Origin of the sequence: Paraburkholderia sp. GAS333 (assembly GCF_050435665.1) — a bacterium.
GTDB lineage: Bacteria > Pseudomonadota > Gammaproteobacteria > Burkholderiales > Burkholderiaceae > Paraburkholderia > Paraburkholderia fungorum_A.
In genome coordinates this window covers 1,287,514-1,311,979 of record NZ_JBNDKS010000003.1, presented here as the reverse complement: position 1 = coordinate 1,311,979, position 24,466 = coordinate 1,287,514, and the positions used below count along the sequence as shown (strand labels likewise).

The 24,466-nt window shown below is 61.1% G+C and carries 22 protein-coding genes; 5 read left to right on the top strand and 17 right to left on the bottom strand.

The genetic code is table 11. From position 1 onward, the window contains the following. Positions 1-50: 50 nt before the first annotated feature. From trpA to ABH945_RS21565, 17 genes are all read right to left on the bottom strand, one after another. On the bottom strand, positions 51-863 hold the full coding sequence (gene trpA, locus ABH945_RS21645) for a tryptophan synthase subunit alpha (RefSeq protein WP_429251852.1): 813 nt from the start codon (positions 861-863) through the stop codon (positions 51-53). A 64-nt stretch (positions 864-927) separates the two neighbouring features. Further along, positions 928-1,836, bottom strand: coding sequence for a DNA-methyltransferase (locus ABH945_RS21640; RefSeq protein ID WP_429251851.1), 909 nt, complete (start codon positions 1,834-1,836; stop codon positions 928-930). An 11-nt stretch (positions 1,837-1,847) separates the two neighbouring features. Continuing rightward, a complete protein-coding gene (gene trpB / locus ABH945_RS21635) occupies positions 1,848-3,041 on the bottom strand; it encodes a tryptophan synthase subunit beta (RefSeq protein WP_429251850.1) in 1,194 nt (397 codons plus the stop codon). Between the two features lie 60 nt (positions 3,042-3,101). Next, positions 3,102-3,815 (bottom strand): phosphoribosylanthranilate isomerase, encoded by a 714-nt coding sequence (locus ABH945_RS21630; RefSeq protein ID WP_429251849.1) that lies wholly within the window; start codon positions 3,813-3,815, stop codon positions 3,102-3,104. Next, positions 3,812-4,624 (bottom strand): tRNA pseudouridine(38-40) synthase TruA, encoded by an 813-nt coding sequence (gene truA, locus ABH945_RS21625; RefSeq protein WP_074766678.1) that lies wholly within the window; start codon positions 4,622-4,624, stop codon positions 3,812-3,814. Before truA ends, ABH945_RS21630 begins: the two co-directional genes overlap by 4 nt. After that, positions 4,621-7,110: a FimV/HubP family polar landmark protein gene (locus ABH945_RS21620; RefSeq protein WP_429251848.1), complete on the bottom strand. Its 2,490-nt coding sequence runs from the start codon at positions 7,108-7,110 to the stop codon at positions 4,621-4,623. Before ABH945_RS21620 ends, truA begins: the two co-directional genes overlap by 4 nt. A 139-nt stretch (positions 7,111-7,249) precedes the next feature. Further along, entirely contained in the window at positions 7,250-8,371 is a 1,122-nt protein-coding gene (gene asd / locus ABH945_RS21615; protein ID WP_074766674.1) for an aspartate-semialdehyde dehydrogenase, read from the bottom strand. Positions 8,372-8,732: 361 nt separating this feature from the next. Further along, positions 8,733-9,800, bottom strand: a complete 1,068-nt coding sequence (gene leuB / locus ABH945_RS21610; protein WP_429251847.1) for a 3-isopropylmalate dehydrogenase — start codon at positions 9,798-9,800, stop codon at positions 8,733-8,735. 76 nt (positions 9,801-9,876) lie between these two features. Then, positions 9,877-10,530, bottom strand: a complete 654-nt coding sequence (leuD, locus tag ABH945_RS21605) for a 3-isopropylmalate dehydratase small subunit (RefSeq protein ID WP_074766670.1) — start codon at positions 10,528-10,530, stop codon at positions 9,877-9,879. A 3-nt stretch (positions 10,531-10,533) separates the two neighbouring features. Then, complete coding sequence (gene leuC, locus ABH945_RS21600; protein WP_429251846.1) at positions 10,534-11,943, bottom strand: 3-isopropylmalate dehydratase large subunit; 1,410 nt, start codon at positions 11,941-11,943, stop codon at positions 10,534-10,536. 474 nt (positions 11,944-12,417) lie between these two features. Beyond that, positions 12,418-13,719: a citrate synthase gene (gene gltA / locus ABH945_RS21595; RefSeq protein WP_074766666.1), complete on the bottom strand. Its 1,302-nt coding sequence runs from the start codon at positions 13,717-13,719 to the stop codon at positions 12,418-12,420. Between the two features lie 72 nt (positions 13,720-13,791). After that, positions 13,792-14,064 (bottom strand): succinate dehydrogenase assembly factor 2, encoded by a 273-nt coding sequence (locus ABH945_RS21590; protein WP_074766664.1) that lies wholly within the window; start codon positions 14,062-14,064, stop codon positions 13,792-13,794. A 1-nt stretch (position 14,065) separates the two neighbouring features. Next, on the bottom strand, positions 14,066-14,770 hold the full coding sequence (locus tag ABH945_RS21585) for a succinate dehydrogenase iron-sulfur subunit (protein WP_074766662.1): 705 nt from the start codon (positions 14,768-14,770) through the stop codon (positions 14,066-14,068). Between the two features lie 24 nt (positions 14,771-14,794). Next, a complete protein-coding gene (gene sdhA, locus ABH945_RS21580) occupies positions 14,795-16,570 on the bottom strand; it encodes a succinate dehydrogenase flavoprotein subunit (RefSeq protein WP_074766660.1) in 1,776 nt (591 codons plus the stop codon). A 4-nt stretch (positions 16,571-16,574) separates the two neighbouring features. Further along, positions 16,575-16,943 (bottom strand): succinate dehydrogenase, hydrophobic membrane anchor protein, encoded by a 369-nt coding sequence (sdhD, locus tag ABH945_RS21575; RefSeq protein ID WP_074766658.1) that lies wholly within the window; start codon positions 16,941-16,943, stop codon positions 16,575-16,577. Positions 16,944-16,946: 3 nt separating this feature from the next. Beyond that, positions 16,947-17,363, bottom strand: coding sequence for a succinate dehydrogenase, cytochrome b556 subunit (sdhC, locus tag ABH945_RS21570; RefSeq protein WP_074766656.1), 417 nt, complete (start codon positions 17,361-17,363; stop codon positions 16,947-16,949). A gap of 157 nt (positions 17,364-17,520) precedes the next feature. Beyond that, on the bottom strand, positions 17,521-18,321 hold the full coding sequence (locus ABH945_RS21565; protein WP_074766654.1) for a GntR family transcriptional regulator: 801 nt from the start codon (positions 18,319-18,321) through the stop codon (positions 17,521-17,523). A gap of 493 nt (positions 18,322-18,814) precedes the next feature. Between ABH945_RS21565 and ABH945_RS21560 the strand changes: the two genes are divergently transcribed. The 5 genes from ABH945_RS21560 to ABH945_RS21540 all read left to right on the top strand — a co-directional run bounded on the left by ABH945_RS21560 (position 18,815) and on the right by ABH945_RS21540 (position 24,461). Then, positions 18,815-19,798, top strand: coding sequence for a malate dehydrogenase (locus tag ABH945_RS21560; RefSeq protein ID WP_429251845.1), 984 nt, complete (start codon positions 18,815-18,817; stop codon positions 19,796-19,798). 203 nt (positions 19,799-20,001) lie between these two features. Next, positions 20,002-21,018 (top strand): HpcH/HpaI aldolase/citrate lyase family protein, encoded by a 1,017-nt coding sequence (locus tag ABH945_RS21555; protein ID WP_429251844.1) that lies wholly within the window; start codon positions 20,002-20,004, stop codon positions 21,016-21,018. A 164-nt stretch (positions 21,019-21,182) separates the two neighbouring features. Then, on the top strand, positions 21,183-22,370 hold the full coding sequence (gene prpC, locus ABH945_RS21550) for a bifunctional 2-methylcitrate synthase/citrate synthase (protein ID WP_429251843.1): 1,188 nt from the start codon (positions 21,183-21,185) through the stop codon (positions 22,368-22,370). 104 nt (positions 22,371-22,474) lie between these two features. Continuing rightward, positions 22,475-22,984, top strand: coding sequence for a hypothetical protein (locus tag ABH945_RS21545; protein ID WP_074766647.1), 510 nt, complete (start codon positions 22,475-22,477; stop codon positions 22,982-22,984). 25 nt (positions 22,985-23,009) lie between these two features. Then, entirely contained in the window at positions 23,010-24,461 is a 1,452-nt protein-coding gene (locus ABH945_RS21540; protein WP_429251842.1) for a bifunctional 2-methylcitrate dehydratase/aconitate hydratase, read from the top strand. The last annotated feature ends 5 nt before the right edge of the window (positions 24,462-24,466 follow it).

Genomic DNA, 24,466 nt, shown 5'->3' with positions numbered 1-24,466 from the left:
GCAAACGGCGGGATAAACCCGCCGCACACACTACAGCGACAAAATAACTGTTATCGGGCAGTCGCGACGCTATCGAGCGCCTCGCGCACTTCAGCGATGAAACGCGTGAGCGTTTCGGCGGCGGTTTCGGGAGCCGCCTGTTCGAGCAATTGGACGATACGGCTGCCGATCACGACGGCATCGGACACTTCGGCCACCGAACGCGCCGTTTGCGCGTCACGAATGCCAAAACCGACGCCCACCGGCAGGGGTACGCGCGACTTGATGGCCGGGATTTTACTCGCGATGCTGGAAACGTCCAGATTTGCCGATCCGGTCACGCCTTTCAGCGACACATAGTAGACATAGCCGCTGGCGATTTTACCAACTTCGGCAATACGCTCGTCCGTCGAGGTCGGCGCAAGCAGGAAGATCGGATCAATCCCCGCAGATCGCATCTGATCAGCGAAGTTAGTACATTCTTCCGGCGGGTAATCGACAACCAGCACGCCATCGACGCCAGCATCCTGCGCGGCTTTCGCGAAGGCTTCGGCGCCCATCCGCTCGATGGGATTGGCATAACCCATCAGCACGACTGGAGTCTTGTCGTTTGTTTCACGGAATCGCTTGACGTCGGCGAGTACGTGACGCAACGACACGCCATGCGCCAAAGCGCGTTCGGACGACTGCTGGATCACCGGACCATCGGCCATCGGGTCGGAAAACGGCACACCGAGCTCGATCACATCCGCGCCGCCAGCGGCGAGCGCGTGCATGAATTCGACCGTGCGAGCTGGGTCAGGGTCGCCGGCCGTCATGAACGGAATCAGGCCTTTCTTACCTTCAGCGGACAACGCGGCAAACGTGTTCTTGATACGGGACATGGAATTTTCTCGAATTTTGGCTACTGCGCGTGACTTGCGCGCGCTGACTTAAGCAGCGCTTCGCTCACTGGACTTCGGCTTGCCGGGCCGCCTTGCCTTTGGCACGGCGAGCCACGGGAGGAGCAGCGGCGGCGCTGACGCGCTCGCGCGCTATCGCGCAGTAACTTTCATTGATCTCATAGCCGACGAATTCGCGCTGATGACGGACGCAAGCGACGGCGGTAGTGCCGCTGCCCATGAACGGGTCGAGCACGCGCCCGCCCTTCGGACAACTGGACAACACCATTCGCTCGACGATTTCCAGCGGCTTCTGGGTCGGATGCGCGACGCGCTCGGCGTGTTGCCGATGCAGCCGCGATATCGACCAGAGGTCCTTTGGATTATAGCCAAGCTCCAACCACTTGCTTCCCTCAAACAACTTACGCGAACGCGCCTTCTTCGTGACTGCATCGTACGGGATGCGGACGGGGTCGAGATCGAAGAAATAATCCTTCGATACCGCGAAAAAGCCGATGTTGTCGTGCACCGAAGTAAATCGGCGCACCGTTCCGCCCATGCTCGGCACGCGCCGGTCCCAGATGATCTCGTTGACCATCACGAGTTTGGTCTTCAGGAAACTGAAGATTTCCGGCGAATACTGCCAGGTGCAGAAAATGTAGAGCGAGCCGGACGGCTTGAGCTTCGGAACCGCCAGCTCGAGCCAGGCACGCGTCCATGCGAGAAAATCCTCGCCGGTGCGCATGTCGGAGTCGTTGCCGTAGTCCTTGCCCAATCCGTAAGGCGGGTCGCAGACGATCAGATCGATCGACCCGTCCGGAATGTTCGCCACATCGGTCAGAAAATCGCGGTTCAACAGCTGAATGCCGGCAGGCACCTGCGCCAGCAAAGGCGCGGGCGCCTCGGCCACCGCTACACCGGTGGCCGGACTCGTCGTTTCAATCGCCTGCTGCGGCTCGTCGAACTCGTCACGCATCGTCGCGGCGCTCAGAACTGAATGCCCGATCGCTCGGCGACCGTATGCATGTCCTTGTCGCCACGGCCCGACAAATTGACCAGAAGGACCTTGTCCTTCGGCAGCGTCGGCGCGAGCTTCGCGGCGTACGCCAGCGCGTGGCTGGACTCGAGCGCCGGAATAATGCCTTCGATGCGACAGCAGTCGTGAAACGCTTTAAGCGCTTCTTCGTCGGTGATGCTGACGTATTCAGCGCGTTTGCTGTCTTTTAGCCACGCATGCTCGGGACCCACGCCCGGGTAGTCGAGACCAGCGGACACCGAGTGCGTCTCCATGATTTGACCGTTTTCGTCCTGAAGGAGATAGGTGCGGTTACCGTGCAGCACGCCAGGTGTGCCGCCAAGAAGCGACGCCGCGTGACGGCCGGTTTCAATGCCGTCGCCAGCTGGCTCGACGCCGATCAACCTCACCGAACTGTCGTCAATGTACGGGTAAAAGATGCCCATTGCGTTCGAACCGCCGCCAACGCACGCGATCACGGCGTCTGGCTGACGACCCACCATTTCCGGCATCTGCACCTTGCATTCGTCACCGATCACGCGCTGGAAGTCGCGCACCATCATCGGATAAGGATGCGGACCAGCCACCGTGCCGATGATGTAGAACGTGCTTTCGACGTTCGTCACCCAGTCGCGCATGGCTTCGTTCAGCGCGTCTTTCAGCGTACGCGAGCCCGATTCGACCGGCACGACAGTGGCGCCGAGCAGCTTCATCCGGTACACGTTGGCGGCCTGACGGCGCACATCTTCCGCACCCATGTAGACCACGCATTCCATGCCGAAACGCGCGGCAATGGTAGCCGTCGCCACACCATGCTGACCCGCGCCCGTTTCCGCGATCACGCGCGGCTTGCCCATGCGCTTCGCCAGCAATGCCTGGCCGATCACGTTGTTGATCTTGTGGGCGCCGGTGTGGTTCAGGTCTTCGCGCTTCAGAAAAATCTGCGCGCCGCCGACCATTTCGCTCCAGCGCTTCGCGTGATAAATCGGCGACGGACGGCCGACGAAATGCTTCAACTCGCGCTCGTATTCCGCGACGAACTCAGGATCTTTCTGGAATTTCTCGTACGCTTCACGCAGCTCGGTAAGTGCGTGCACAAGCGTTTCAGCGACGAACACGCCGCCATATTGGCCGAAATGGCCTCTTTCGTCAGGCAAGTTATACATGGTGATCACTCTTATCAGTGTGGCGCCAGGTTTTCGCAGGAGGAAAACCGGCCGCCTGAATCATTCGGCGTCTGCCGCGCGCACTGCGCGTACAAACGCTGCCATCCGGGCGTGATCTTTCACGCCCTTGGCGCCCTCTACTTCGATGCCGCTCGAGACATCGACCGCGTACGGGCGCACGCGATGGATCGCATCACTGACGTTTTGCGCGTTCAACCCACCACTCAAAACGGCCCGACGCGCGAGCTCTGCTGGAATAAGTGACCAATCGAAAACCTTCCCGCCGCCGCCATAGCCTTCGACATGGGTGTCGAACAGGAGGCCGCTGGCTGCTGAATAGTTGGAAGCTGATTTTACCAAATCAGCCGACTGAGTATCCGCCGCAACCCGCAACGCACGCAACCAAGGCAAACCCGCAACGCTGGCGAGCGCTTCGCACTGCTCCGGCGTCTCGTCGCCGTGGAACTGCAACAACGTGAGCCCGACATTGCTGACCACCTCGCTGATCCACTCCGGCGTCGCGTTGACGAACAGGCCGACCACCGACACGAACGGCGGCACATCGTGCACCAGTTCGACCGCCTGCGCGACACTCACCGAGCGCGGGCTCGGCGGATAGAACACGAGGCCGATCGCGTCGGCGCCAAGATCGATCGCGTGTGCGACATCTTCCGGCTTCGACAGCCCGCACAATTTGATTCGCGTGCGATGCGGCGCGCGCTGCTGCGGCGCGGCGGCATCGGCGGAATTCACCAGATTTTCGGTTGCTTTCATGTTTGCGCCTGCTCGGTCCATACAGTGCTCCATGGCACGCTGCCAGTCTGCGGCGCGGGCACGGCGAATTGCTCAGGATAGCCCACCTGCGCCAGATACAACCCATCCGGCATAAACGTCGGCGCGGCGCAATCACGGCTACGAGCCGCGAGCACCTCGGCCATCCATTCGGGCGGGTAATTGCCTCGTCCGATACTGACAAGGCAGCCCATCAGGTTACGCACCATATGATGCAAAAAAGCATTCGCCCTGAAGCGGAAGTGGATGAAATCGCCCTGCTGCCTGACGTCGATCTGATACAGATGTTTGATCGGCGTTTTCGACTGACATTGCGACGAACGGAACGACGAAAAATCGTGCTCGCCGATCAGATACGCCGCGCCCGCACGCATCGCGTCGACATCGAGCGGGGTGTGCACCCAGCCGGCCCGCGTCGCCAGCATCGGCGAGCGCACGGGGTTGACGTAGAGCACGTAGTAATAGGTTCGCTCGAACGCCGAAAAGCGCGCGTGAAATTCATCCGGCATGGGCTTGGCCCATTGCACGGCGATCGTTTTCGGCAGGAACGCATTCGTGCCGCGAACCCACGAACTGTCGGCGCGGTCGAGTTCGGTGTCGAAATGCACGACCTGCCCGATTCCATGCACGCCCGCATCCGTGCGACCCGCCACCACCGTGCGCACGGGCGTCCGCGCGAACTCGGCCAACGCGTGTTCGAGCACGTTCTGCACGGTATTGCCGTGCGGCTGCATCTGCCAGCCGCCGAATGCCGCGCCGTCGTACTGGACGCCTAATGCAACCCGCTTCACGACAACGGGGCGAGAGTCGAGAGCAACGCGCGAGCCTCGGTGCGAGTGGCCGGATCGTTCGCCTCGATCACTTCGTTGATAAGCGTGCGCGCGCCGGACAGGTCGCCGAGTTCGATGTACTCGGAGGCCAGATCGAGCTTGTTGCGGGCGATACGGATCAGATCGGTCGGGGTGAATGCCGGCCAGGGCTGCGCCGGGCTCGGCGGCAACTCCAGATCGAAGTCGAGCTTCAGCGCGCCGAAACCGGCTGCACCGAGGCCCGCGACAGCAGCCGGGCCTGCGGTACCGGCGGCGATTTCATCGGCGATATGGGGGGCGTCGTCCTCGCGCGGCGCGAATGCCTGTTGGGCGGTCGTTTCCGGCGACACAACCGGCTGGGTCGTCAGCGAGACGGGTGCGCGGATGTCGTCCGCCTTCGATTCGATACGCGGCGGCAGCGGCATGTCGAGGCTGCTGAAGGCATCGATGGCATCGGCCGGGAATTCGGTCGGCACCGGCGGTATCGACATGACGGGAGCCGAAGGCACCGGCACGTCGTTCGCTTCGTCGGCGTCGGCGTGATTTGCGTCATTGAACGGCTGACCGGGCGGCACGATTGCATGCGGCTCGGCGTGTTGTTGCGGAAAATCGATCACAGGTGGTGGTACGTTCTGATTGTTTTGCGGCTCTGCCGATAGTTCTTGTTGTTCGGTCGACGCCCCCGGCGCCGGCTCGTCATTCCATTGCAAGCGGCGAGCGAGTTCCTCTTGCTGGATGGGTTCATCGATTGGTTCGAGTGCGGTCAGCGGCAAAGCTTCGGCGCCGAGTTCTGCCGCGGCAGCGAGGCTCGCTGCGGTGGTCGCCCCATCGATATGGTCGTGGTGATGCTCAGGTAGAGGTTCCGGGCTGAAATCGAGGTCGACCGGCGGCGGGGTAGTCGGGTTTAGCCCGGAAACCGGTTCGGCCGATGCGGGCGTCGTAGCACGCGACTCCTCCCAGACATTGCTGGACGCGGCCAGGTTGGCCTCTTGCGAGAGCGCATCAGCTTGTGACGGGTGATTTGTGGCTTCGTGCTCTGCTACTTGTTTTGCTTCGTGTTCTGCTTGCTGAGCGCGTGCGTGATCGGCTGCGGCTTGTTCTGCCGCCACGCGTTCTGCCGTGGCACGCTCGGCTGCGGCGTGTTCTGCTGCGGCCTGTTCTGCTGCCGCGCGCGCGGCCGCCGCCTGCGAGGCCGCGTGACGGGCTTCCGCCTCGCGCTCCGCAGCCTCACGCTCCGCTGTTTCCCGTTGCGCAGCCTCGCCCTCAGCCGCCTCGCGTTCAGCGGCAGCCAGCGCTGCTGCCGAGATGACGGCCGCGTCCTTGTCGTCAGATGCGTCGGACACCGACGTCTCGTCGGGAGTCGCAACGATGGCCGGCGATTCGCCCTCTCGCGCCGCCGCTTCGCGATCTGCCGCCGCCGCTTGCGCCGCCGCGACGTTTTCGCGCTTACGCCGACGGATACGCAATGCCGTCAGCAGCACGACCAGCGCAGCGCCGATCGCTGCCGCAATGCTCAGATTCTGTTGCGACACCCCGCCAATATTCGACGTGGGAGCCATCGCGGCACCATGACCAGGCACAACCGGGGTTGCCGCGGACGCGCCAGCCGCCGACGCCACGCCGCTAGTCGCCACCGCCCCACCCGCCGCCGGAGCGCCGCCGATGCCGTGTTTCTGCAACTCCATGAGCACCCGGTTTTTCAGCGCGAGCAACTGCTGCAAACTGGAGACTTTCGGCTGCGATGCCGGCAATGGAGCAGCCGACACCGGCGCGGCAGCAGTAGCCGGCGGTTGTGCCGCGGCAACGGGTTCGCTCGCTGACGGTTGAACCGACCCGGACCACGCGCGTGTGTCGCTAGCAGACACAGCGGCCGGCTGCGACCCTGCTGCTGGCGCCGACGAAATCGCACCGCTCGCAGCTGCACCCGCCTGCGCCGGGGAGCTTGCCTCAGTGGTCGCGCTTGCCGTCCCTGAAACCGTTGCGGGCGTTACAGCGCTTGCCGCGCTGCTCGCCGCCGCATTGGCCTGCGTCGCGCCAGTCGTCGCCGTAGCCGCCCCAGAAGCCGAGGCCGCCGACGAAGCCGAAGCCGCCAACGCACCCGTTGCATCCAGCGCCGGCACCGTCAACGCCGCCCCGACCCGCATCCGGCTCGGATCGTGGCTCATGAACGCATTCGGGTTCGCGTCGAACAATGCGTGCGACGCCCGCGCGAGCGTCGCCTTGTCGTGTGACTGCGTGACGGCGATCGCCACGTCATTCAGCGACTGTCCGGGCTTCACCGTGTATTGACTGCCCGCCGCATACGACACCGAAGCGGCATCGGGCGCGCTCGCGGTCGAATCCGGCGCGGCAAGCGCGTTGCCCAGCCCCGCGCCGGTTAGCGCCAAAGCCAGTGCAGCCGCAGCCGTCAGACGGCCCTTACGTCGATGAATGAACATGGCCCGAAGGGACGAGAGTCGAAGGGTCATCGGGACTCCTGCCGCGTCAGCGCGCAGCCCTTTTTTGCGATTGGAAAGAGACAAGATTTTCGGAGCACACAATGAAAAAAGCGCCGCGCAAGCGCGACGCTTCTTGAGTTTTCTACGCGTCGTGAGCGCGTAGTTTACTTTACTTGTCGAGCACAATGCGAAGCATGCGACGCAGCGGTTCCGCAGCGCCCCACAGCAGCTGATCGCCAACCGTGAATGCCGACAGATATTCACCGCCCATCGCGAGCTTGCGCACGCGGCCGACCGGCACCGTCAGCGTGCCCGTGACCACAGCCGGGGACAGATCGCGCACGGTGGCTTCGCGCTCGTTCGGCACGACCTTGACCCAGTCGTTGCCCGACGCGAGGATGCTGTTCACTTCGTCCAGCGGCACGTCCTTATTCAGCTTGATAGTCAGTGCCTGCGAGTGGCAGCGCATTGCGCCGATCCGCACGCACAGGCCGTCGACGGGGATCGAGCCCGGCGTGCCCATGGCTGGCTTACCGAGAATCTTGTTGGTTTCAGCGCCGCCCTTCCACTCTTCCTTCGACATGCCGTTGCCGAGATCCTTGTCGATCCACGGAATCAGCGAGCCGGCGAGCGGCACGCCGAAGTTGTCGGTCGGCATGCGGTCGCTGTTCATTGCAGCCAGCACGCGACGGTCGATATCGAGAATCGCCGACGACGGATCAGCCAGGTCTTCCTTGGCTGCACCGTACAGCGTGCCCATCTGTTGCAGCAGTTCGCGCATGTTCTGCGCGCCCGCGCCCGAAGCGGCCTGATACGTCATAGCCGTGATCCAGTCGACGAGGCCTTCGCGGAACAAGCCGCCGAGCGCCATCAGCATCAGGCTGACCGTGCAATTGCCGCCGATGAAATTCTTCTGGCCCTTGACCAGCGCATTCTTGATCACGTCGAGGTTGACCGGATCGAGAATGATGACCGCGTCGTCCTTCATGCGCAGCGACGAAGCCGCGTCGATCCAGTAACCGTTCCAGCCCGCTGCGCGCAGCTTCGGGAACACGTCGTTCGTGTAGTCGCCACCCTGGCACGAGATGATCGCGTCGCACTTCTTCAGGTCGTCGATGCTTGTCGCATCTTTGAGCTTGGTCTCGTTTTTGGCGAACGACGGCGCGTTGCCGCCCGCGTTGCTGGTGCTGAAAAACACCGGTTCGATCAAGTCGAAATCGCCTTCCTGCTGCATGCGTTGCATCAGGACGCTGCCGACCATGCCGCGCCAACCTACGAGACCTACGTTCATGACTTCATACCCTTCGAATGGAAACTTCCCCGCATCTTTGCCCGCAGTGACCGCGCGGGGAAGATGAGCGGGCACGACGGACGATCAGCGTTTCGTGATCGTTTTCGGGGTAATCGTTTTGATGGTGGTAATGGCGAGTTCAACCGCACGGGCCGTTTTGCCGTGAAGTTTGGAAATCGAGGAGATTTTTGAGATCTGCGCCATCGTCACAATATACACGAAAACCGGGATCTGGCGACGTCGTTCGCCGCTTCAGCCCGTCGCTGTTGTCTGTTTTACGCGTAAATTGGCCTCTAAAGAGGCCAATTTACGTTTTAAAGGCCGTTGCCAGCCCTGCTTACCGTTGATGCTTCGACGCGCTTTACAGCGCCGCCACAACGGCGTCGCCCATCGCGACCGTGCCGACCTGCTTGCAACCCGGCGTGAGAATGTCGCCCGTACGATAGCCCTGCTCAAGCACCTTCTTCACCGCGTTTTCGATGCGGTCCGCCTGCTCTGCCTTGTTCAGCGAGTAACGCAGCATCATGGCGGCCGACAGAATGGTCGCCAGCGGATTCGCCACGCCCTTGCCGGCGATATCCGGCGCGGAACCGTGCGACGGCTCGTACAAGCCCTTGTTGTTCTTGTCGAGCGAGGCCGACGGCAGCATGCCGATCGAACCCGTCAGCATCGCGGCTTCGTCGGAGAGGATGTCGCCGAACATGTTGCCGGTGACCACCACGTCGAATGCCTTGGGCGCCTTCACGAGTTGCATGGCCGCGTTGTCGACGTACATGTGCGACAACTCGACGTCCGCGTATTCCTTCGACACGTCGATCATCACGTCACGCCAGAATTGCGACGTTTCGAGCACGTTGGATTTGTCGACCGAAGTCAGCTTCTTGTCACGCTTTTGCGCGGCCTGGAACGCGACGTGCGCGATGCGGCGCACTTCGGGTTCCGAATAGCGCATCGTGTCGAAGCCTTCCTTCGAGCCCGCAAACAGGCCGTCCGGCGCTTCACGCACGCCGCGCGGCGCGCCGAAGTAAATGTCGCCGTTCAATTCGCGCACGATCAGGATGTCGAGACCCGACACGATCTCTTCCTTCAGCGACGATGCACCCGTGAGTTGCGGATAACAGATAGCCGGACGGAAATTCGCGAACAGTTGCAGATGCTTGCGCAGACCCAGAATAGCCTGCTCCGGACGCAGAGCGCGTTCGAGCTTGTCGTACTTCCAGTCGCCGACTGCGCCGAACAGGATCGCATCGGCTTCTTTCGCCAGCGCCAGAGTCGCATCGGGCAGCGGGTGGCCGCTTGCTTCGTAGCCCGCGCCGCCAACCGGCGCTTCCTCGAGTTCGAACTTTTCGCCGAGTACGTTCAGGACCTTGACAGCCTCCTTGATGATTTCGGGACCGATGCCGTCGCCCGGCAACACTGCGATCTTCATGCGAATTCCTTGATGATTTTCTTCGGGACTTTTCAAACGCGAATCAGCGAACGGGCCCCAAAAGGCCCGCATACCTTTAACCGACGATGCGGTGATTCAACCACGGCTGCTTTGCCAGGCGTTCTGCTTCGAACTGACGAATCTTGTCCGCGTGACGCAGCGTGAGGCCGATGTCGTCGAAACCGTTCAGCAGACAGTACTTGCGGAAACCGGCGACTTCGAACGGATATTCAGCGCTGCCGTCGGACGTGCGCACGACTTGCGCTTCGAGGTCGACGATCAGCTGATAGCCGTTGAACGCGTACGTTTCGTTGAACAGGTGATCGACCTGCTGCTCAGTCAGCACAATCGGCAGCACGCCGTTCTTGAAGCAGTTGTTGTAGAAAATGTCGGCGAAGCTCGGCGCGATCAGCGCGCGGAAACCGTATTGCTGCAACGCCCACGGCGCGTGCTCACGCGAGCTGCCGCAACCGAAGTTCTTGCGCGCCAGCAACACCGAAGCGCCCTGATAACGCGGCTGATTCAGCACGAAATCCGGATTCAGCGGGCGCTTCGAATTGTCCTGACCCGGCTCGCCGTGATCGAGATAACGCCATTCGTCGAACGCGTTCGGGCCGAACCCCGTGCGTTTGATCGACTTCAGGAACTGCTTCGGAATGATCGCGTCTGTGTCGACGTTCTCGCGATCGAGCGGCGCCACGAGGCCAGTGTGTACGATGAATTTATCCATGATTTACCCGAGCTTCCGAATATCGACGAAGTGACCTTCGATTGCCGCAGCCGCTGCCATTGCAGGGCTCACGAGGTGCGTGCGGCCACCTGCGCCTTGACGGCCTTCGAAGTTGCGATTCGACGTGGACGCGCAACGCTCGCCCGGATCGAGGCGGTCGGCGTTCATCGCGAGGCACATCGAGCAACCCGGCTCGCGCCATTCGAAACCGGCGTCGGTGAAGACCTTGTCGAGACCTTCGCGTTCGGCTTGCGCCTTCACGAGACCCGAACCCGGCACCACCATGGCCAGACGGATATTCGGTGCAACACGGCGGCCGAGCTTGCGCACGACATAAGCCGCGGCGCGAATGTCTTCGATACGCGCGTTCGTGCACGAACCGATGAAAATCTTGTCCGGCTTGATCGACTCGATCGGCGCATTCGGTTCGAGCGCCATGTACTTCAATGCACGTTCCATCGCGTCGCGCTTGACCGGATCTTTTTCGCGTTCCGGATCGGGCACGCGGCCGTCAACAGCCGTGACCATTTCCGGCGACGTGCCCCACGTGACTTGCGGCACGATTTCAGCGGCGTTTAATTCGACTATGCGATCGAAATGCGCGCCGTCGTCGGACTTGAACTGCTTCCAGTATTCGACCGCGTGATCCCACTCGACGCCTTCCGGCGAGAACGGACGGCCCTTCAGGTATTCGACCGTGGTGTCGTCCACGGCGACCATGCCGGCGCGCGCGCCTGCTTCGATCGCCATGTTGCAGACCGTCATACGGCCTTCCATCGACAGCGAACGGATGGTCGACCCGCCGAATTCGATGGCATAACCCGTGCCGCCCGCCGTGCCGATCTTGCCGATGATCGCGAGCACGATGTCCTTCGCGGTACAGCCGCGCGGCAACGGACCCTCGACCTTCACCAGCATGTTCTTGCTCTTCTTCTGCAAGAGCGTTTGCGTGGCCAGCACGTGCTCGACTTCCGACGTGCCGATGCCATGCGCGAGCGCGCCGAACGCGCCGTGCGTGGACGTGTGCGAGTCGCCGCAGACGATCGTCATGCCCGGCAGCGTAGCGCCCTGCTCCGGCCCGATGATGTGCACGATGCCTTGACGCAGATCGTTCATCTTGAACTGCGTGATGCCATAGGCGTCGCAGTTCGAATCGAGCGTGTCGACTTGCAGCTTCGAGACAGGATCGGCGATGCCGTGCGTGCGGTCGGTAGTCGGGACGTTGTGGTCCGACACGGCCAGGTTCGCGCTGATGCGCCACACGGGACGCTCAGCCAGCTTCAGGCCTTCGAACGCCTGCGGGCTGGTCACTTCGTGCAGCAGGTGACGGTCGATATAAAGAATCGAAGTACCGTCTTCTTCCGTGTGGATCACGTGCGTGTTCCACAATTTGTCGTAGAGAGTCTGTGCCATGGTATGCGGGGTAGTAATAGCTTTCGGGCTGACTGTGTCAGTCGATTATGCCACGCAGAACCTTGCCACGCGACCCTCCATCAGCGGAAAAACCGATAAAAAACAGGGAGTTGGGTGGTAGTGACGATACCTGTATCGATGACACCCGGAAAGAGTGAGCATACCGGCGAGTGCATGCGCCGGCATGCGGCTAATTCGTATGAAGCGCTTTGAAACAGCTGGAGCGGTTTCTATCGAACGCAACGACTCCAAGGCACTTTGGTCTCGCCCAACGCGCCATCTGCAATTGCGTCGTGCTTGTAGGTGCACGCCCTTTTGCGAACGATCAAGAAAAGTGAGCCCGTCTCCCGCGCAAAAAAACAAAACGCCCCAACGGATAAATCCCGTTGGGGCGTCTTTCAATCATCATCGGATTGCGAAACTGCTTTTGCCCACAGCAAACTGCTGCTACGAACTAAACAACTTCCAACCGGATCAACGTTGCGCGATCGGCTTGGCTTCGCGCTGCGTGTCGCCGATGAACAGCTGACGCGGACGGCCAATCTTCTGTTCCGGATCGGCGATCATTTCGTTCCACTGCGCAATCCAGCCGACCGTACGTGCCATCGCGAAAATACACGTGAACATCGACGTCGGGATGCCCAGTGCGCGCTGCACGATGCCCGAGTAGAAGTCGACGTTCGGGTACAGCTTGCGCGACACAAAGTATTCGTCTTCCAGTGCGATCTTTTCCAGTGCCATGGCGAGCTTGAACAGCGGGTCGTCGTGCAGACCCAGCTCTTCCAGCACTTCGTGGCAGGTTTCGCGCATCAGCTTCGCACGCGGATCGTAATTCTTGTACACGCGGTGACCGAAGCCCATCAGCTTCACGCCCGAGTTCTTGTCCTTCACCTGCTTGATGAACTCAGGAATGTTGTCGACCGAGCCGATTTCTTCCAGCATGTTCAGCGCGGCTTCGTTCGCACCGCCGTGCGCCGGGCCCCACAGACAGGCGATACCTGCTGCGATACACGCGAACGGGTTCGCGCCCGACGAACCGGCGAGACGCACGGTCGAGGTCGAAGCGTTCTGTTCGTGGTCTGCGTGCAGGATCAGGATGCGGTCGAGCGCGCGCACCAGCACGTCGTTGACCTTGTACTCTTCGCACGGGTTCGAGAACATCATGTGCATGAAGTTCGCGCTGTACGACAGGTCGTTCTTCGGGTACGCAAACGGCTGGCCGATGCTGTACTTGTACGCCATTGCGACCAGCGTCGGCAGCTTCGCGATCATGCGGATTGCCGACACTTCACGGTGACGCGGGTTATTGATGTCGAGCGAGTCGTGATAGAACGCCGACAGCGCGCCGACAGCAGCCACCAGAATCGCCATCGGGTGCGCGTCGCGACGGAAGCCGCGGAAAAAGAAGTGCATTTGCTCGTGCACCATCGTGTGATTCGTCACGGTCTTGACGAACTCTTCCTTCTGCTTCTCGTTCGGCAGCTCGCCCTTCAGCAGCAGGTAGCAGCTTTCGAGGAAGTCTGCGTTTTCAGCGAGGTTGTCGATCGGGTAGCCGCGGTACAGCAGCTCGCCCTTGTCGCCGTCGATGTAGGTGATTGCGGAATTGCACGCCGCCGTCGACATGAAGCCCGGGTCGTACGTGAACTTGCCGGTCTGGCCGTACAGTTTGCGAATGTCGATTACGTCCGGGCCCAGAGTGCCCTTGTAAATCGGCATTTCAACGCTCGGCGAATTGTCGCTGAACGATAGCGTGGCTTTAACATCTGACGGGGTCATAGCACATCCTCAATCGAAGTATGGAAACAGGGTTTCGATAATTGCACGCCTGGAACAACAGGCTGGCGGCGCTCAAGCGTTGCGCAGCAGCTCCAGAACACGGATTACATCCGGGTCGGCAAGCTCGCCCTCCGGTTCCTTGCGCACAAGCAGCAAGTCCATCAGGTCGTTATCGCTCAGCTCGAGCAGGCGCGTAAGTGCGCCTACGTCGGCATCGCTGAGGTCATGCTCATATCGGCTGAAAAAACGTTCGAAGATCAGATCGTTTTCCAGCAGGCCCCGCCGGGCACGCCAACGAAGGCGCGCCCGGCGGAGAGGGTCGGACTGATGCGATGTTTCGTCCATCTCAGACCGCGCGGCGAACCATCAATTCCTTGATCTTGCCAATCGCCTTGGTCGGGTTCAGGCCCTTCGGGCAAACGTCGACGCAATTCATGATGGTATGGCAACGGAACAGACGGTACGGATCTTCCAGGTTGTCGAGGCGTTCACCCGTCGCTTCGTCGCGGCTGTCCGCAATGAAGCGATAGGCTTGCAGCAGGCCAGCCGGGCCGACGAACTTGTCCGGATTCCACCAGAAGCTCGGGCACGACGTCGAGCAGCTCGCGCACAGAATACATTCGTACAGGCCGTCGAGCTCGTCGCGTTCTTCCGGCGACTGCAGACGTTCCTTTTCCGGCGGCGGCGTATCGTTGATCAGGTACGGCTTGATCGAGTGATACTGGTTGAAGAAGTTGGTCATGTCGACGATCAGGTCGCGAATGACCGGCAGGCCCGGCAGCGGACGCAGCACGATCTTTTGCGGCAGATCGTTCAGGTTCGTCAGACACGCCAGACCATTCTTGCCGTTGATGTTCATTGCGTCCGAACCGCACACGCCTTCACGGCACGAGCGACGGAACGACAAGGTCTCGTCCACGGCCTTCAGCTTCAGGAGCGCGTCGAGCAGCATGCGTTCGTGCGAATCGATGTCGATCTCGTACGTTTGCATGCGCGGTGCTGCATCCTTGTCCGGGTCGTAGCGGTAGATTTCAAATATACGCTTTGCCATTTCTGAATTCCTTTGACTGGTGCCTTAGAAGGTACGCGCTTTCGGCGGCACGGATTCGACGGTCAGCGGTTGCATGTGAACCGGCTTGTAGTCGAGGCGGTCGCCTTCGCTGAACCACAACGTATGGCGCAGCCAGTTTTCGTCGTCGCGATGTTCGAAGTCGTTCTGCGCGTGCGCGCCACGGCTTTCCTTGCGCGCTTCGGCCGAGACCATCGTGGCGCGTGCCACTTCGATCAGGTTCGCCACTTCCAGCGCTTCGACGCGGGCCGTGTTGAACACCTTCGACTTGTCCTTCAGATGGATGTTGTCGACACGTCCAGCCACTTCGCGAATAGCCTCGACGCCCTTCGCCAGCAACTCCGACGTACGGAACACGCCGGCGTGAGCCTGCATCGTGCTGCGGATGTCGTTCGCGACGTCCTGCGCGTACTCGCCCGACGACGACTTGTCGAGCTTGTCCAGACGCGACAGCGCGAAGTCGGCAGCATCGGCCGGCAGCGGCTTGTGCTCTTTCATGCTCTGCACGTGCTTGACGATGTGGTTGCCAGCCGCGCGGCCGAACACCACGAGGTCGAGCAGCGAGTTCGTGCCGAGACGGTTTGCACCGTGCACCGACACGCACGAGCATTCGCCCACTGCGTAGAAACCGTTGACGACTTCTTCGTGGCCGCGCGCCGTACCGACGACCTGACCATTGATGTTCGTCGGGATACCGCCCATCTGATAGTGAATGGTCGGCACAACCGGAATCGGCTCTTTAATGCAATCGACGTTCGCGAACTTCATCGCGATTTCGCGGATCGACGGCAGACGCTTCATGATCGTCTCTGCGCCGATGTGCGACAGGTCGAGCAGCACGTGGTCCTTGTTCGGACCCACGCCGCGGCCTTCCTTGATTTCCTGATCCATCGAACGCGAAACGAAGTCGCGCGGTGCCAGATCCTTCAGCGTCGGCGCGTAGCGTTCCATGAAACGCTCGCCGTTCGAGTTACGCAGGATGCCGCCTTCGCCGCGCACGCCTTCGGTAATCAGCACGCCCGCGCCGGCCACGCCGGTCGGGTGGAATTGCCAGAATTCCATGTCCTGCAGCGCGATATTCGAACGCGCAGCCATGCCGAGGCCGTCACCGGTGTTGATGAACGCGTTGGTCGATGCCGCGAAGATCCGGCCTGCGCCGCCCGTTGCGAACAGCGTGGTCTTGCCTTCGAGGATGTAGACGTCGCCGGTTTCCATTTCCAGCGCGGTCACGCCGAGCACATCGCCGTCGGCGTCGCGGATCAGATCCAGCGCCATCCATTCGACGAAGAACTGCGTCTTTGCTTCGACGTTCTGCTGATACAGCGTGTGCAGCAGCGCGTGACCGGTACGGTCAGCCGCCGCGCAGGCGCGTTGCACCGGCTTTTCGCCGTAGTTGGCGGTGTGGCCGCCGAACGGGCGCTGATAAATCGTGCCGTCTGCGTTACGGTCGAACGGCATGCCCATGTGTTCGAGTTCGTAGACTGCGTTCGGTGCTTCACGGCACATGAACTCGATCGCGTCCTGGTCGCCGAGCCAGTCGGAACCCTTGATCGTGTCGTAGAAGTGATAGTGCCAGTTGTCTTCGCTCATGTTGCCGAGCGATGCGCCGATGCCGCCTTGAGCCGCGACCGTGTGCGAACGCGTCGGGAACACCTTGGACAGCACGCAGACCGACAGACCGGCGCGCGCGAGTTGCAGCGAAGCGCGCATTCCCGAGCCGCCTGCGCCGACGATGACCACGTCAAACTTGCGACGCGGCAGAGAATTCTTGATTGCAGCCATTCTTTTACACTCTCCAGAGAATCTGCGCAGCGTAGCCCGCACATGCGAGCAGCCAGACGATCGTCAGCACCTGAAGGGTCAGGCGCACGCCAACGGGCTTCACGTAGTCCATCCAGATATCGCGGATACCAACCCACGCGTGGTAGAACAGTGCAAGCAGCGTGACGAACGTAGCGAGCTTCATCCATTGCGTCGCGAAGATCGAGGCCCAGCCGTCGTACGAGAAATCGCGCGCGCCGAAGAACCAGGCGAGCAGGATAACCGTGTAGACCGCCATGATCGTGGCGGTGATGCGTTGCGCGAGCCAGTCGCGCAGACCGTAATGCGCGCCGACAACGAGACGCTTCGAACCGATCCGGTTATTTGATGACATTTTTTAGAATGCTCCGAACAGTTTCGCCGCGAATGCGATGGTGAGCAGCGACGACACGACGATAACGACGATGGAGGTCGACTTGCCTTTTTCCTTCGTCACGGAGTCGTGATTGGTGTCCATCATCAGATGGCGGACGCCGGCGCAGAAGTGGAACAGGAAACCCCACGCCAGAACGAGCGTGATGAGCTTGACGATGATATTGGAGAGGAAACCTTTGAAGCCTTCGAAACTCAATTCGGAAGTCAGGCTCTGATCAAAGAGGTACAGCAGGAACGGAAGGAAAACAAACAAAAGACCACCGCTCACGCGGTGCAAGATCGACACGCGCCCCGCGAGCGGGAGACGGTATGCCGTCAATATCTGCCCAATACCGATATTCCGGAATTCCGGCCTCGGTTTTTTTACGGCTTCTGCCATGCTAGACCCCTACTATGTAGTCACACTAATCCGCAATTTTAGCGCCTTTTTATATCGCGCTGCAGCGAAAACCACTACAGGTCCGTTACAGCACACGCGATAAAGACGCCGTCAAACAGGCGCGCGTGTGGGACGCCGCGCCTTCATTCAGCCCGACTCAACTCAGATCGTTCTGATAGTAATACCCGGTTGTGACATACCAACCTCGCCGGACTTCAACCGGCCGGTCCCCATAGGTATAGGACACGCGTTCGACCGACAGCAACGGAAAACCCGCGGGCACATGCAGCAGGTCGGCCACAGAAGGATCCGCTGCGACCGCGCGGATTTTCTCCGTGGCGCGAATCATGCGGGTGCCGAATTCCGTCTCGAACATCGCGTAGAGGGGACCCTTGTACTCCGACAGCCGTTCGAGCGTCAGTCCGCGAAACACGGCGCCAGGCAGCCAGATTTCATCGAGGACCGTGACTTCGCCGTCGAACTGCAGCAAACGCTTGATCAGCACCACCGGGTCGGCTGGCTTCAGATCGAGTTGACGGGCAATGTCGGCGGAAGCGCGCAAACGGCGGCATTCAAGCAGGCGGCTGACGTGCGGATGCTCCGCGCCGTCATCGGCCAGTAATCTGAGGAAGCGAAACTGGGCGCGATCTTCGTTGTGCGTCGCAACAAAAGTGCCCTTGCCCTGGCGGCGCACCAGCAGGTTGTCGGCGGCCAGTTCGTCGATGGCTTTGCGCACCGTCCCCTGACTGACCTTGTATCTTGCCGCCAATTCGACTTCACTAGGAATGATCTCGCCCGGCTTCCATTCACCGCTTTCGAGGCTCTGCGTAATCAGCCCTTTGATCTGCTGATACAGGGGGCTAAAAGTAGGCGACGAGGCGGGAGTGCTGGCGGGTACACCCTCGCCCGCGGCCCCTTGGCCGCTCGGGTTCGTGGTATTCGCCGGGTTCGAATTCATGCGCGCATTTCATCATAAAGGGCTGGGGTGCGTCTAGGGTTTTCCCCGCAATAGATGTGTCTTATATAAGACATAAGATAATGTTGACTTTGTGCATGACGACTCCTACACTCCTTGGCGAGCAAGGGTTTGCGGGTTTTTCGGCAGCTGTTCTGACACAGCGCCGCGACGCTTCGGCAGCCACTGCGCACCATGCAGTTCCCTCGCAGTTCAGGTTTCGATTCGCCGCCATTCGTTGGTCAGACGCTTGCCGAAACGCGCTGTTTGCAGGAGCCCGCACCGTGCAGCGGCTACCTCGGCGCCACCTTATTCCGCCCCCGCTCAGTAAAGGTTTCCGGCACGGCGATCTTGCCGCAACGCGCCGCCTGGCCCCGTCGAATTACAGGGCCGCACGCGAACAGTGAATTCCGCCGTGTTTCATAACGCTTCGCTGAACGCGCATATAGAATGGCGTTTTCCCTAGCGTCTAACGCATCGTCCTGGAGATTTCTCAATGGCTAAGCCCGCAAAGCGCGTTGCCGTCACCGGCGCCGCAGGTCAAATCGCTTACTCCCTGCTGTTCCGCATCGCCAATGGCGATCTGCTCGGCAAGGACCAGCCGGTTGTCCTGCAACTGCTCGACCTCCCGCAAGCGCAAGGCGCCGTCAAAGGCGTCGTGATGGAACTGGATGATTGCGCATTCCCGCTGCTGTCGGGTGTCGTGATCACTGACGACCCGAAAGTTGCATTCAAGGATGCAGACGTGGCCCTGCTGGTCGGCGCACGCCCGCGTTCAAAAGGCATGGAGCGTAAGGACCTGCTGTCGGCAAACGCCGAAATCTTCACGGTTCAGGGCAAGGCGCTGAACGAAGTCGCCAGCCGCGACGTGAAGGTTCTGGTGGTCGGCAACCCGGCTAACACCAACGCATACATCGCGATGAAGTCGGCGCCGGATCTGCCGAAGAAGAACTTCACCGCCATGCTGCGTCTGGACCACAACCGCGCGTTGTCGCAACTGGCTGCCAAGTCGGGCAAGCCGGTCGCGTCGATCGAAAAGCTGGCTGTGTGGGGCAACCACTCGCCGACCATGTACCCGGACTTCCGCGTTGCAACGGCTGAAGGTCAGGACCTGACCAAGCTGATCAACGACGAAGAATGGAACCGCAACACGTTCATCCCGACCGTCGGCAAGCGCGGCGCAGCGATCATCGAAGCGCGCGGCCTGTCGTCGGCGGCGTCGGCGGCTAATGCTGCAATCGACCACGTGCGTGACTGGGTTCTGGGCACGAACGGCAAGTGGGTCACGATGGGTATTCCGTCGGACGGCTCGTACGGCATCCCGGAAGACATCATCTACGGTGTGCCGGTTACGTGCGAAAACGGCGAGTACAAGCGCGTCGAAGGTCTGGAAATCGACGCGTTCTCGCGCGAAAAGATGGACGGCACGCTGCAGGAATTGCTGGAAGAGCGCGACGGCGTTCAACAACTGCTCGGCTAAGCCCCTGATGCAGATAAACCGGAACTCCGTAGCTTCACCGCGGCGGGTTCCGGTTTTTTCGTGCGAATGCCGGAATTTATGCAATTCCGGTCATTCGCATCTGATCCGAATGCGCTTTGCAATCACCTGATAGCAGTCACGCTCAGGCAGAGTTCATCCGAATCATATTTTCACTAAACAACCCCACGCCCCTGACGCCGACGATGCGCGCCCTCACCCCCGCCGAAGTGCTGTTTGACGGCGAAGTGCCGCCGCTTGTGCTACCTGCCTGCGATCACTACGCCGGCAGCGAAAAGCTGATGCTGAAGTCCCTCGCGCTGCAGCAGCAACTCGGCCCGGTGTTCGACATCACGCTCGATTGCGAAGACGGTGCGCAAGTCGGCCGCGAAGCGGAACACGCGGAACTGGTCGCGTCGCTTCTGGGCAGCGAGCATGACCGTTTCGGGCGCGTCGGCGTACGGATTCACGACTTCGATCACGCGCACTGGCGCGACGACGTCCGTCTCATTCTGCGTGCCGCGAAGCGCGCGCCGGCTTACATTACCCTTCCGAAAATCCGCAACGTTCCCGATGCCGCCGAAATGGTCGCGTTCATCGAGGCGACGCGGCGCGAGCTCGGCATCACGCAGCCGGTGCCGGTGCAACTGCTGGTCGAAACCCACGGTGCGCTCACGCGCGTGTTCGATCTGGCCGCGCTGCCGGGCGTCGAAGCATTGAGCTTCGGCTTGATGGACTTCGTCTCCGCGCACAACGGCGCGATTCCCGATACGGCCATGCGCTCGCCCGGTCAGTTCGATCATCCTCTGGTGCGTCGCGCGAAACTGGAAATTTCGGCGGCCTGTCATGCATACGGCAAGGTGCCGTCGCATAACGTCAGCACCGAAGTGCGCGACATGAGCGTGGTCGCGAACGACGCCGCGCGGGCCCGCAACGAGTTCGGCTACACGCGCATGTGGAGCATTCACCCGGCGCAGATCGAGGCGATCGTCGCCGCATTTGCTCCGCGCGACGAAGAGATCGCTACGGCCACCGAAATCCTGCTGGCCGCGCAGTCGGCGCAATGGGGGCCGACGCGCTATCACGACACGCTGCACGATCGCGCGAGCTATCGCTATTACTGGTCGGTGCTGCGCCGTGCGCAAGCGACGGGCCGCGCGGTTCCGCAAGACGCCGCGCCGCTTTTCGCAGAAGTGGGCGCTAACGGACAAGCTGCGTCGTGAGCGTTCGGGGCATGCGATCGCGCCCGGTGCGCGCTGCCTTGATCACAGCACAGGCCATCGCGGCGATGAAAAACCGGCGTCGAACATACGGCTGGCGCAGCAGCAGTACGTAGGGAAAAAGCTCGCAGGACCAACGCACGCAAGCTCAAGGGAGATGGCGGGAGATGAGTGAGACGACGCAATCCACAGACGCACAAGGCGGCAGCACCCCACAAAGCGGTTTCAAGCCCAAAAAATCCGTCGCCCTGTCCGGCGTGACGGCGGGCAATACCGCGCTGTGCACGGTCGGCAAGACCGGCAACGATCTGCACTATCGCGGCTACGACATTCTCGACATCGCGAGCGCGTGCGAATTCGAAGAAATCGCGTATCTGCTGGTCCACGAAAAGCTACCGACGCAGGCCGAGCTTCAGGCGTATAAAACCAGACTCAAAGGCATGCGCGGGCTGCCCGCCAACGTCAAGGCCGCGCTCGAATGGATTCCTGCCGCCGCGCATCCGATGGACGTGATGCGCACCGGCGTGTCCGTGCTCGGCACCGTGCTGCCGGAGAAGGACGACCACAATCTGCCGGGCGCGCGCGATATCGCCGACAAGCTGATGGCGTCGCTCGGTTCGATGCTGCTGTACTGGTATCACTACTCGCACAACGGCAAGCGCATCGAGGTCGAAACCGACGACGATTCGATCGGCGGCCACTTCCTGCATCTGCTGCATGGCGTCGAGCCGTCGAAGGCGTGGGTCGATGCGATGCATGTGTCGCTGAACCTGTATGCCGAGCATGAATTCAACGCGTCGACCTTCACGGGGCGCGTGATTGCAGGCACGGGGTCCGACATTTACTCGGCGATCACCGGTGCGATCGGCGCGTTGCGTGGCCCGAAACACGGCGGCGCCAACGAAGTCGCGTTCGAAATCCAGTCGCGCTATCAGACGCCCGACGAAGCGGAAGCCGATATCCGCAGGCGCGTCGAGAACAAGGAAGTGGTGATCGGCTTCGGCCATCCGGTGTACACGATCTCCGATCCGCGTAACGTGGTCATCAAGGACGTGGCGAAGAAGCTGTCGAAGGAAGCGGGGAATACGAAGCTGTTCAACATCGCCGAGCGGCTCGAATCGGTGATGTGGGACGCGAAGAAGATGTTCCCGAATCTCGACTGGTTCAGCGCGGTGTCGTATCACATGATGGGCGTGCCGACGGCGATGTTCACGCCGATTTTCGTGATCGCGCGCACGGCAGGGTGGAGCGCGCACATCATCGAGCAGCGGGTCGACAACAAGATCATCCGACCCAGCGCGAACTACACCGGACCTGAGAATTTGAAGTACCTGCCGCTAAATAGGAGAAAATAGCGGTCGCTGTGCGCTTTCAAAGCGCGTGCAGTTCAACCCACGCGGTCGCCAGGACCGGTAGCCCGCGTAATGTTTAACTGAAACTAGATAGAAAGGTTTTCTCCATGAAAAAGCTGATGATCGCCGCCGTGATTGGCGCCCTGTCCACGACGATGCTGACCCTGTCGACGGAAGCCGCCGCACAAACAGCGACCACCACCAAGCCGGCAGCGAAGAAGGCCGTGGCAAAGCGCCCGGAACCGCGTCGCCTGATCAAGCGCAAAGCTAACCCGGCCAAGGAAGCGAAGGTCGATCCGGTACCGGACGGCTCGGAAAAGTGGTCGTGCGCCGAAGGTCTGGCTTTCGACCTGAAGGGCGACATGAAGCGTGACCAGATCGTCACGGTTCACTGGGCCAACAAAAATTACAATCTGCCGCGCGAAGCGACCACCACGGGCGCAGACCGCTTCCACGACGCCGCAACGGGCATGGATCTGGTCGTGATCCCGACCAAGGCAATGCTGTTCCAGGACAAGGACAGCTCGCGCCTCGCCGACGAATGCAAGACGGCAGCGATGACGCAAGGCGCGCCGGCTCCGACGCAATCGAACGCGATCAACCGGACCACCAACTAAACAACGTCGTCAGGAACGCTCCCCGATGTCCGCTCCGATTTCCAACGTACGACCCGACCCGGATTCCGTCCTGGTCGATATCGTCGACTACGTTCTGGATTTCACGATCGACGGCAAGCTCGCGCTGGAAACCGCGCGCCATTGCCTGATCGATACGCTCGGCTGTGGACTCGAGGCGCTCTCCTACCCGGCCTGCACCAAGCTGATGGGACCGATCGTGCCGGGCACGATCGTCCCCAACGGCGCCAAGGTGCCAGGCACATCGTTCCAGCTCGACCCGGTTCAGGCGGCCTTCAACATCGGCGCAATGATTCGCTGGCTCGACTTCAACGACACGTGGCTCGCCGCCGAATGGGGGCATCCGTCGGATAACCTCGGCGGAATTCTCGCGACAGCCGACTGGCTCTCGCGCACGGCCATCGCAGCGGGCAAAGCACCGCTGACGATGCAAGACGTGTTGATCGCCATGATCAAGGCGCACGAAATTCAAGGTTGTATCGCGCTCGAAAACTCCTTCAACAAGGTCGGGCTCGATCACGTATTGCTGGTGAAAGTGGCGTCGACAGCGGTGGTCGGTCAAATGATCGGCCTGTCGCGCGACGAGCTGATCAACGCGGTGTCGCAGGCTTTTGTCGACGGGCACGCTCTGCGCACGTATCGCCATGCACCGAACACGGGTTCGCGCAAATCGTGGGCGGCAGGCGACGCGACGTCGCGCGCCGTACGTCTGGCGCTGATGTCGAAAACCGGCGAGATGGGCTATCCGTCGGTGCTCACGGCGAAGACGTGGGGCTTTTACGACGTGCTGTTCAACGGCAATGCGTTCAGATTCCAGCGTCCGTATGGCTCGTACGTGATGGAAAACGTACTCTTCAAGATTTCTTTTCCGGCAGAATTCCATGCGCAAACTGCGGTGGAAGCAGCGCTCGCATTGAACGCGCAACTCGCGGCGCAGGGCCGGACGGTGGACGAGATCAGCAGGATCACGATTCGCACGCACGAGGCCGCGATCCGCATCATCGACAAGAAGGGCCCGCTGGACAACCCGGCCGATCGCGATCATTGCATTCAGTACATGATCGCCGTGCCGCTGACCCACGGTCGCCTGACGGCCGCGGATTACGAAGATTCGGTCGCGCAGGACGCGCGTATCGATGTGTTGCGCGCCAGGATGGAATGTGTCGAAGACGCGCAGTTCACGCAGGATTACCACGATCCCGAGAAGCGTTCGATCGCCAACGCACTGACGGTCGAATTCAACGATGGATCAAGGTTCGACGAAGTCGTAGTCGAATACCCAATCGGTCATAAGCGCCGTCGTGAAGACGGGATTCCGTTGCTGGTCGAGAAGTTCAGGACCAACCTCGCGCGGCGCTTTCCGGTCAGGCAACAACTGGCGATTCTCGACGTGTCGCTCGATCAGACAAGGCTCGAAGCCATGCCGGTCAATGAATATGTCGATCTTTACGTCATCTAGTTCAG

What these genes read in the sequence shown, in the direction of transcription:
- trpA (WP_429251852.1), bottom strand. Translation starts at nt 863, where the DNA reads ATGTCCCGTATCAAGAACACGTTTGCCGCGTTGTCCGCTGAAGGTAAG.
- ABH945_RS21640 (WP_429251851.1), bottom strand. Translation starts at nt 1,836, where the DNA reads ATGCGTGACGAGTTCGACGAGCCGCAGCAGGCGATTGAAACGACGAGT.
- trpB (WP_429251850.1), bottom strand. Translation starts at nt 3,041, where the DNA reads ATGTATAACTTGCCTGACGAAAGAGGCCATTTCGGCCAATATGGCGGC.
- ABH945_RS21630 (WP_429251849.1), bottom strand. Translation starts at nt 3,815, where the DNA reads ATGAAAGCAACCGAAAATCTGGTGAATTCCGCCGATGCCGCCGCGCCG.
- ABH945_RS21620 (WP_429251848.1), bottom strand. Translation starts at nt 7,110, where the DNA reads ATGACCCTTCGACTCTCGTCCCTTCGGGCCATGTTCATTCATCGACGT.
- asd (WP_074766674.1), bottom strand. Translation starts at nt 8,371, where the DNA reads ATGAACGTAGGTCTCGTAGGTTGGCGCGGCATGGTCGGCAGCGTCCTG.
- leuB (WP_429251847.1), bottom strand. Translation starts at nt 9,800, where the DNA reads ATGAAGATCGCAGTGTTGCCGGGCGACGGCATCGGTCCCGAAATCATC.
- leuD (WP_074766670.1), bottom strand. Translation starts at nt 10,530, where the DNA reads ATGGATAAATTCATCGTACACACTGGCCTCGTGGCGCCGCTCGATCGC.
- leuC (WP_429251846.1), bottom strand. Translation starts at nt 11,943, where the DNA reads ATGGCACAGACTCTCTACGACAAATTGTGGAACACGCACGTGATCCAC.
- gltA (WP_074766666.1), bottom strand. Translation starts at nt 13,719, where the DNA reads ATGACCCCGTCAGATGTTAAAGCCACGCTATCGTTCAGCGACAATTCG.
- ABH945_RS21590 (WP_074766664.1), bottom strand. Translation starts at nt 14,064, where the DNA reads ATGGACGAAACATCGCATCAGTCCGACCCTCTCCGCCGGGCGCGCCTT.
- ABH945_RS21585 (WP_074766662.1), bottom strand. Translation starts at nt 14,770, where the DNA reads ATGGCAAAGCGTATATTTGAAATCTACCGCTACGACCCGGACAAGGAT.
- sdhA (WP_074766660.1), bottom strand. Translation starts at nt 16,570, where the DNA reads ATGGCTGCAATCAAGAATTCTCTGCCGCGTCGCAAGTTTGACGTGGTC.
- sdhD (WP_074766658.1), bottom strand. Translation starts at nt 16,943, where the DNA reads ATGTCATCAAATAACCGGATCGGTTCGAAGCGTCTCGTTGTCGGCGCG.
- sdhC (WP_074766656.1), bottom strand. Translation starts at nt 17,363, where the DNA reads ATGGCAGAAGCCGTAAAAAAACCGAGGCCGGAATTCCGGAATATCGGT.
- ABH945_RS21565 (WP_074766654.1), bottom strand. Translation starts at nt 18,321, where the DNA reads ATGAATTCGAACCCGGCGAATACCACGAACCCGAGCGGCCAAGGGGCC.
- ABH945_RS21560 (WP_429251845.1), top strand. Translation starts at nt 18,815, where the DNA reads ATGGCTAAGCCCGCAAAGCGCGTTGCCGTCACCGGCGCCGCAGGTCAA.
- ABH945_RS21555 (WP_429251844.1), top strand. Translation starts at nt 20,002, where the DNA reads ATGCGCGCCCTCACCCCCGCCGAAGTGCTGTTTGACGGCGAAGTGCCG.
- prpC (WP_429251843.1), top strand. Translation starts at nt 21,183, where the DNA reads ATGAGTGAGACGACGCAATCCACAGACGCACAAGGCGGCAGCACCCCA.
- ABH945_RS21545 (WP_074766647.1), top strand. Translation starts at nt 22,475, where the DNA reads ATGAAAAAGCTGATGATCGCCGCCGTGATTGGCGCCCTGTCCACGACG.
- ABH945_RS21540 (WP_429251842.1), top strand. Translation starts at nt 23,010, where the DNA reads ATGTCCGCTCCGATTTCCAACGTACGACCCGACCCGGATTCCGTCCTG.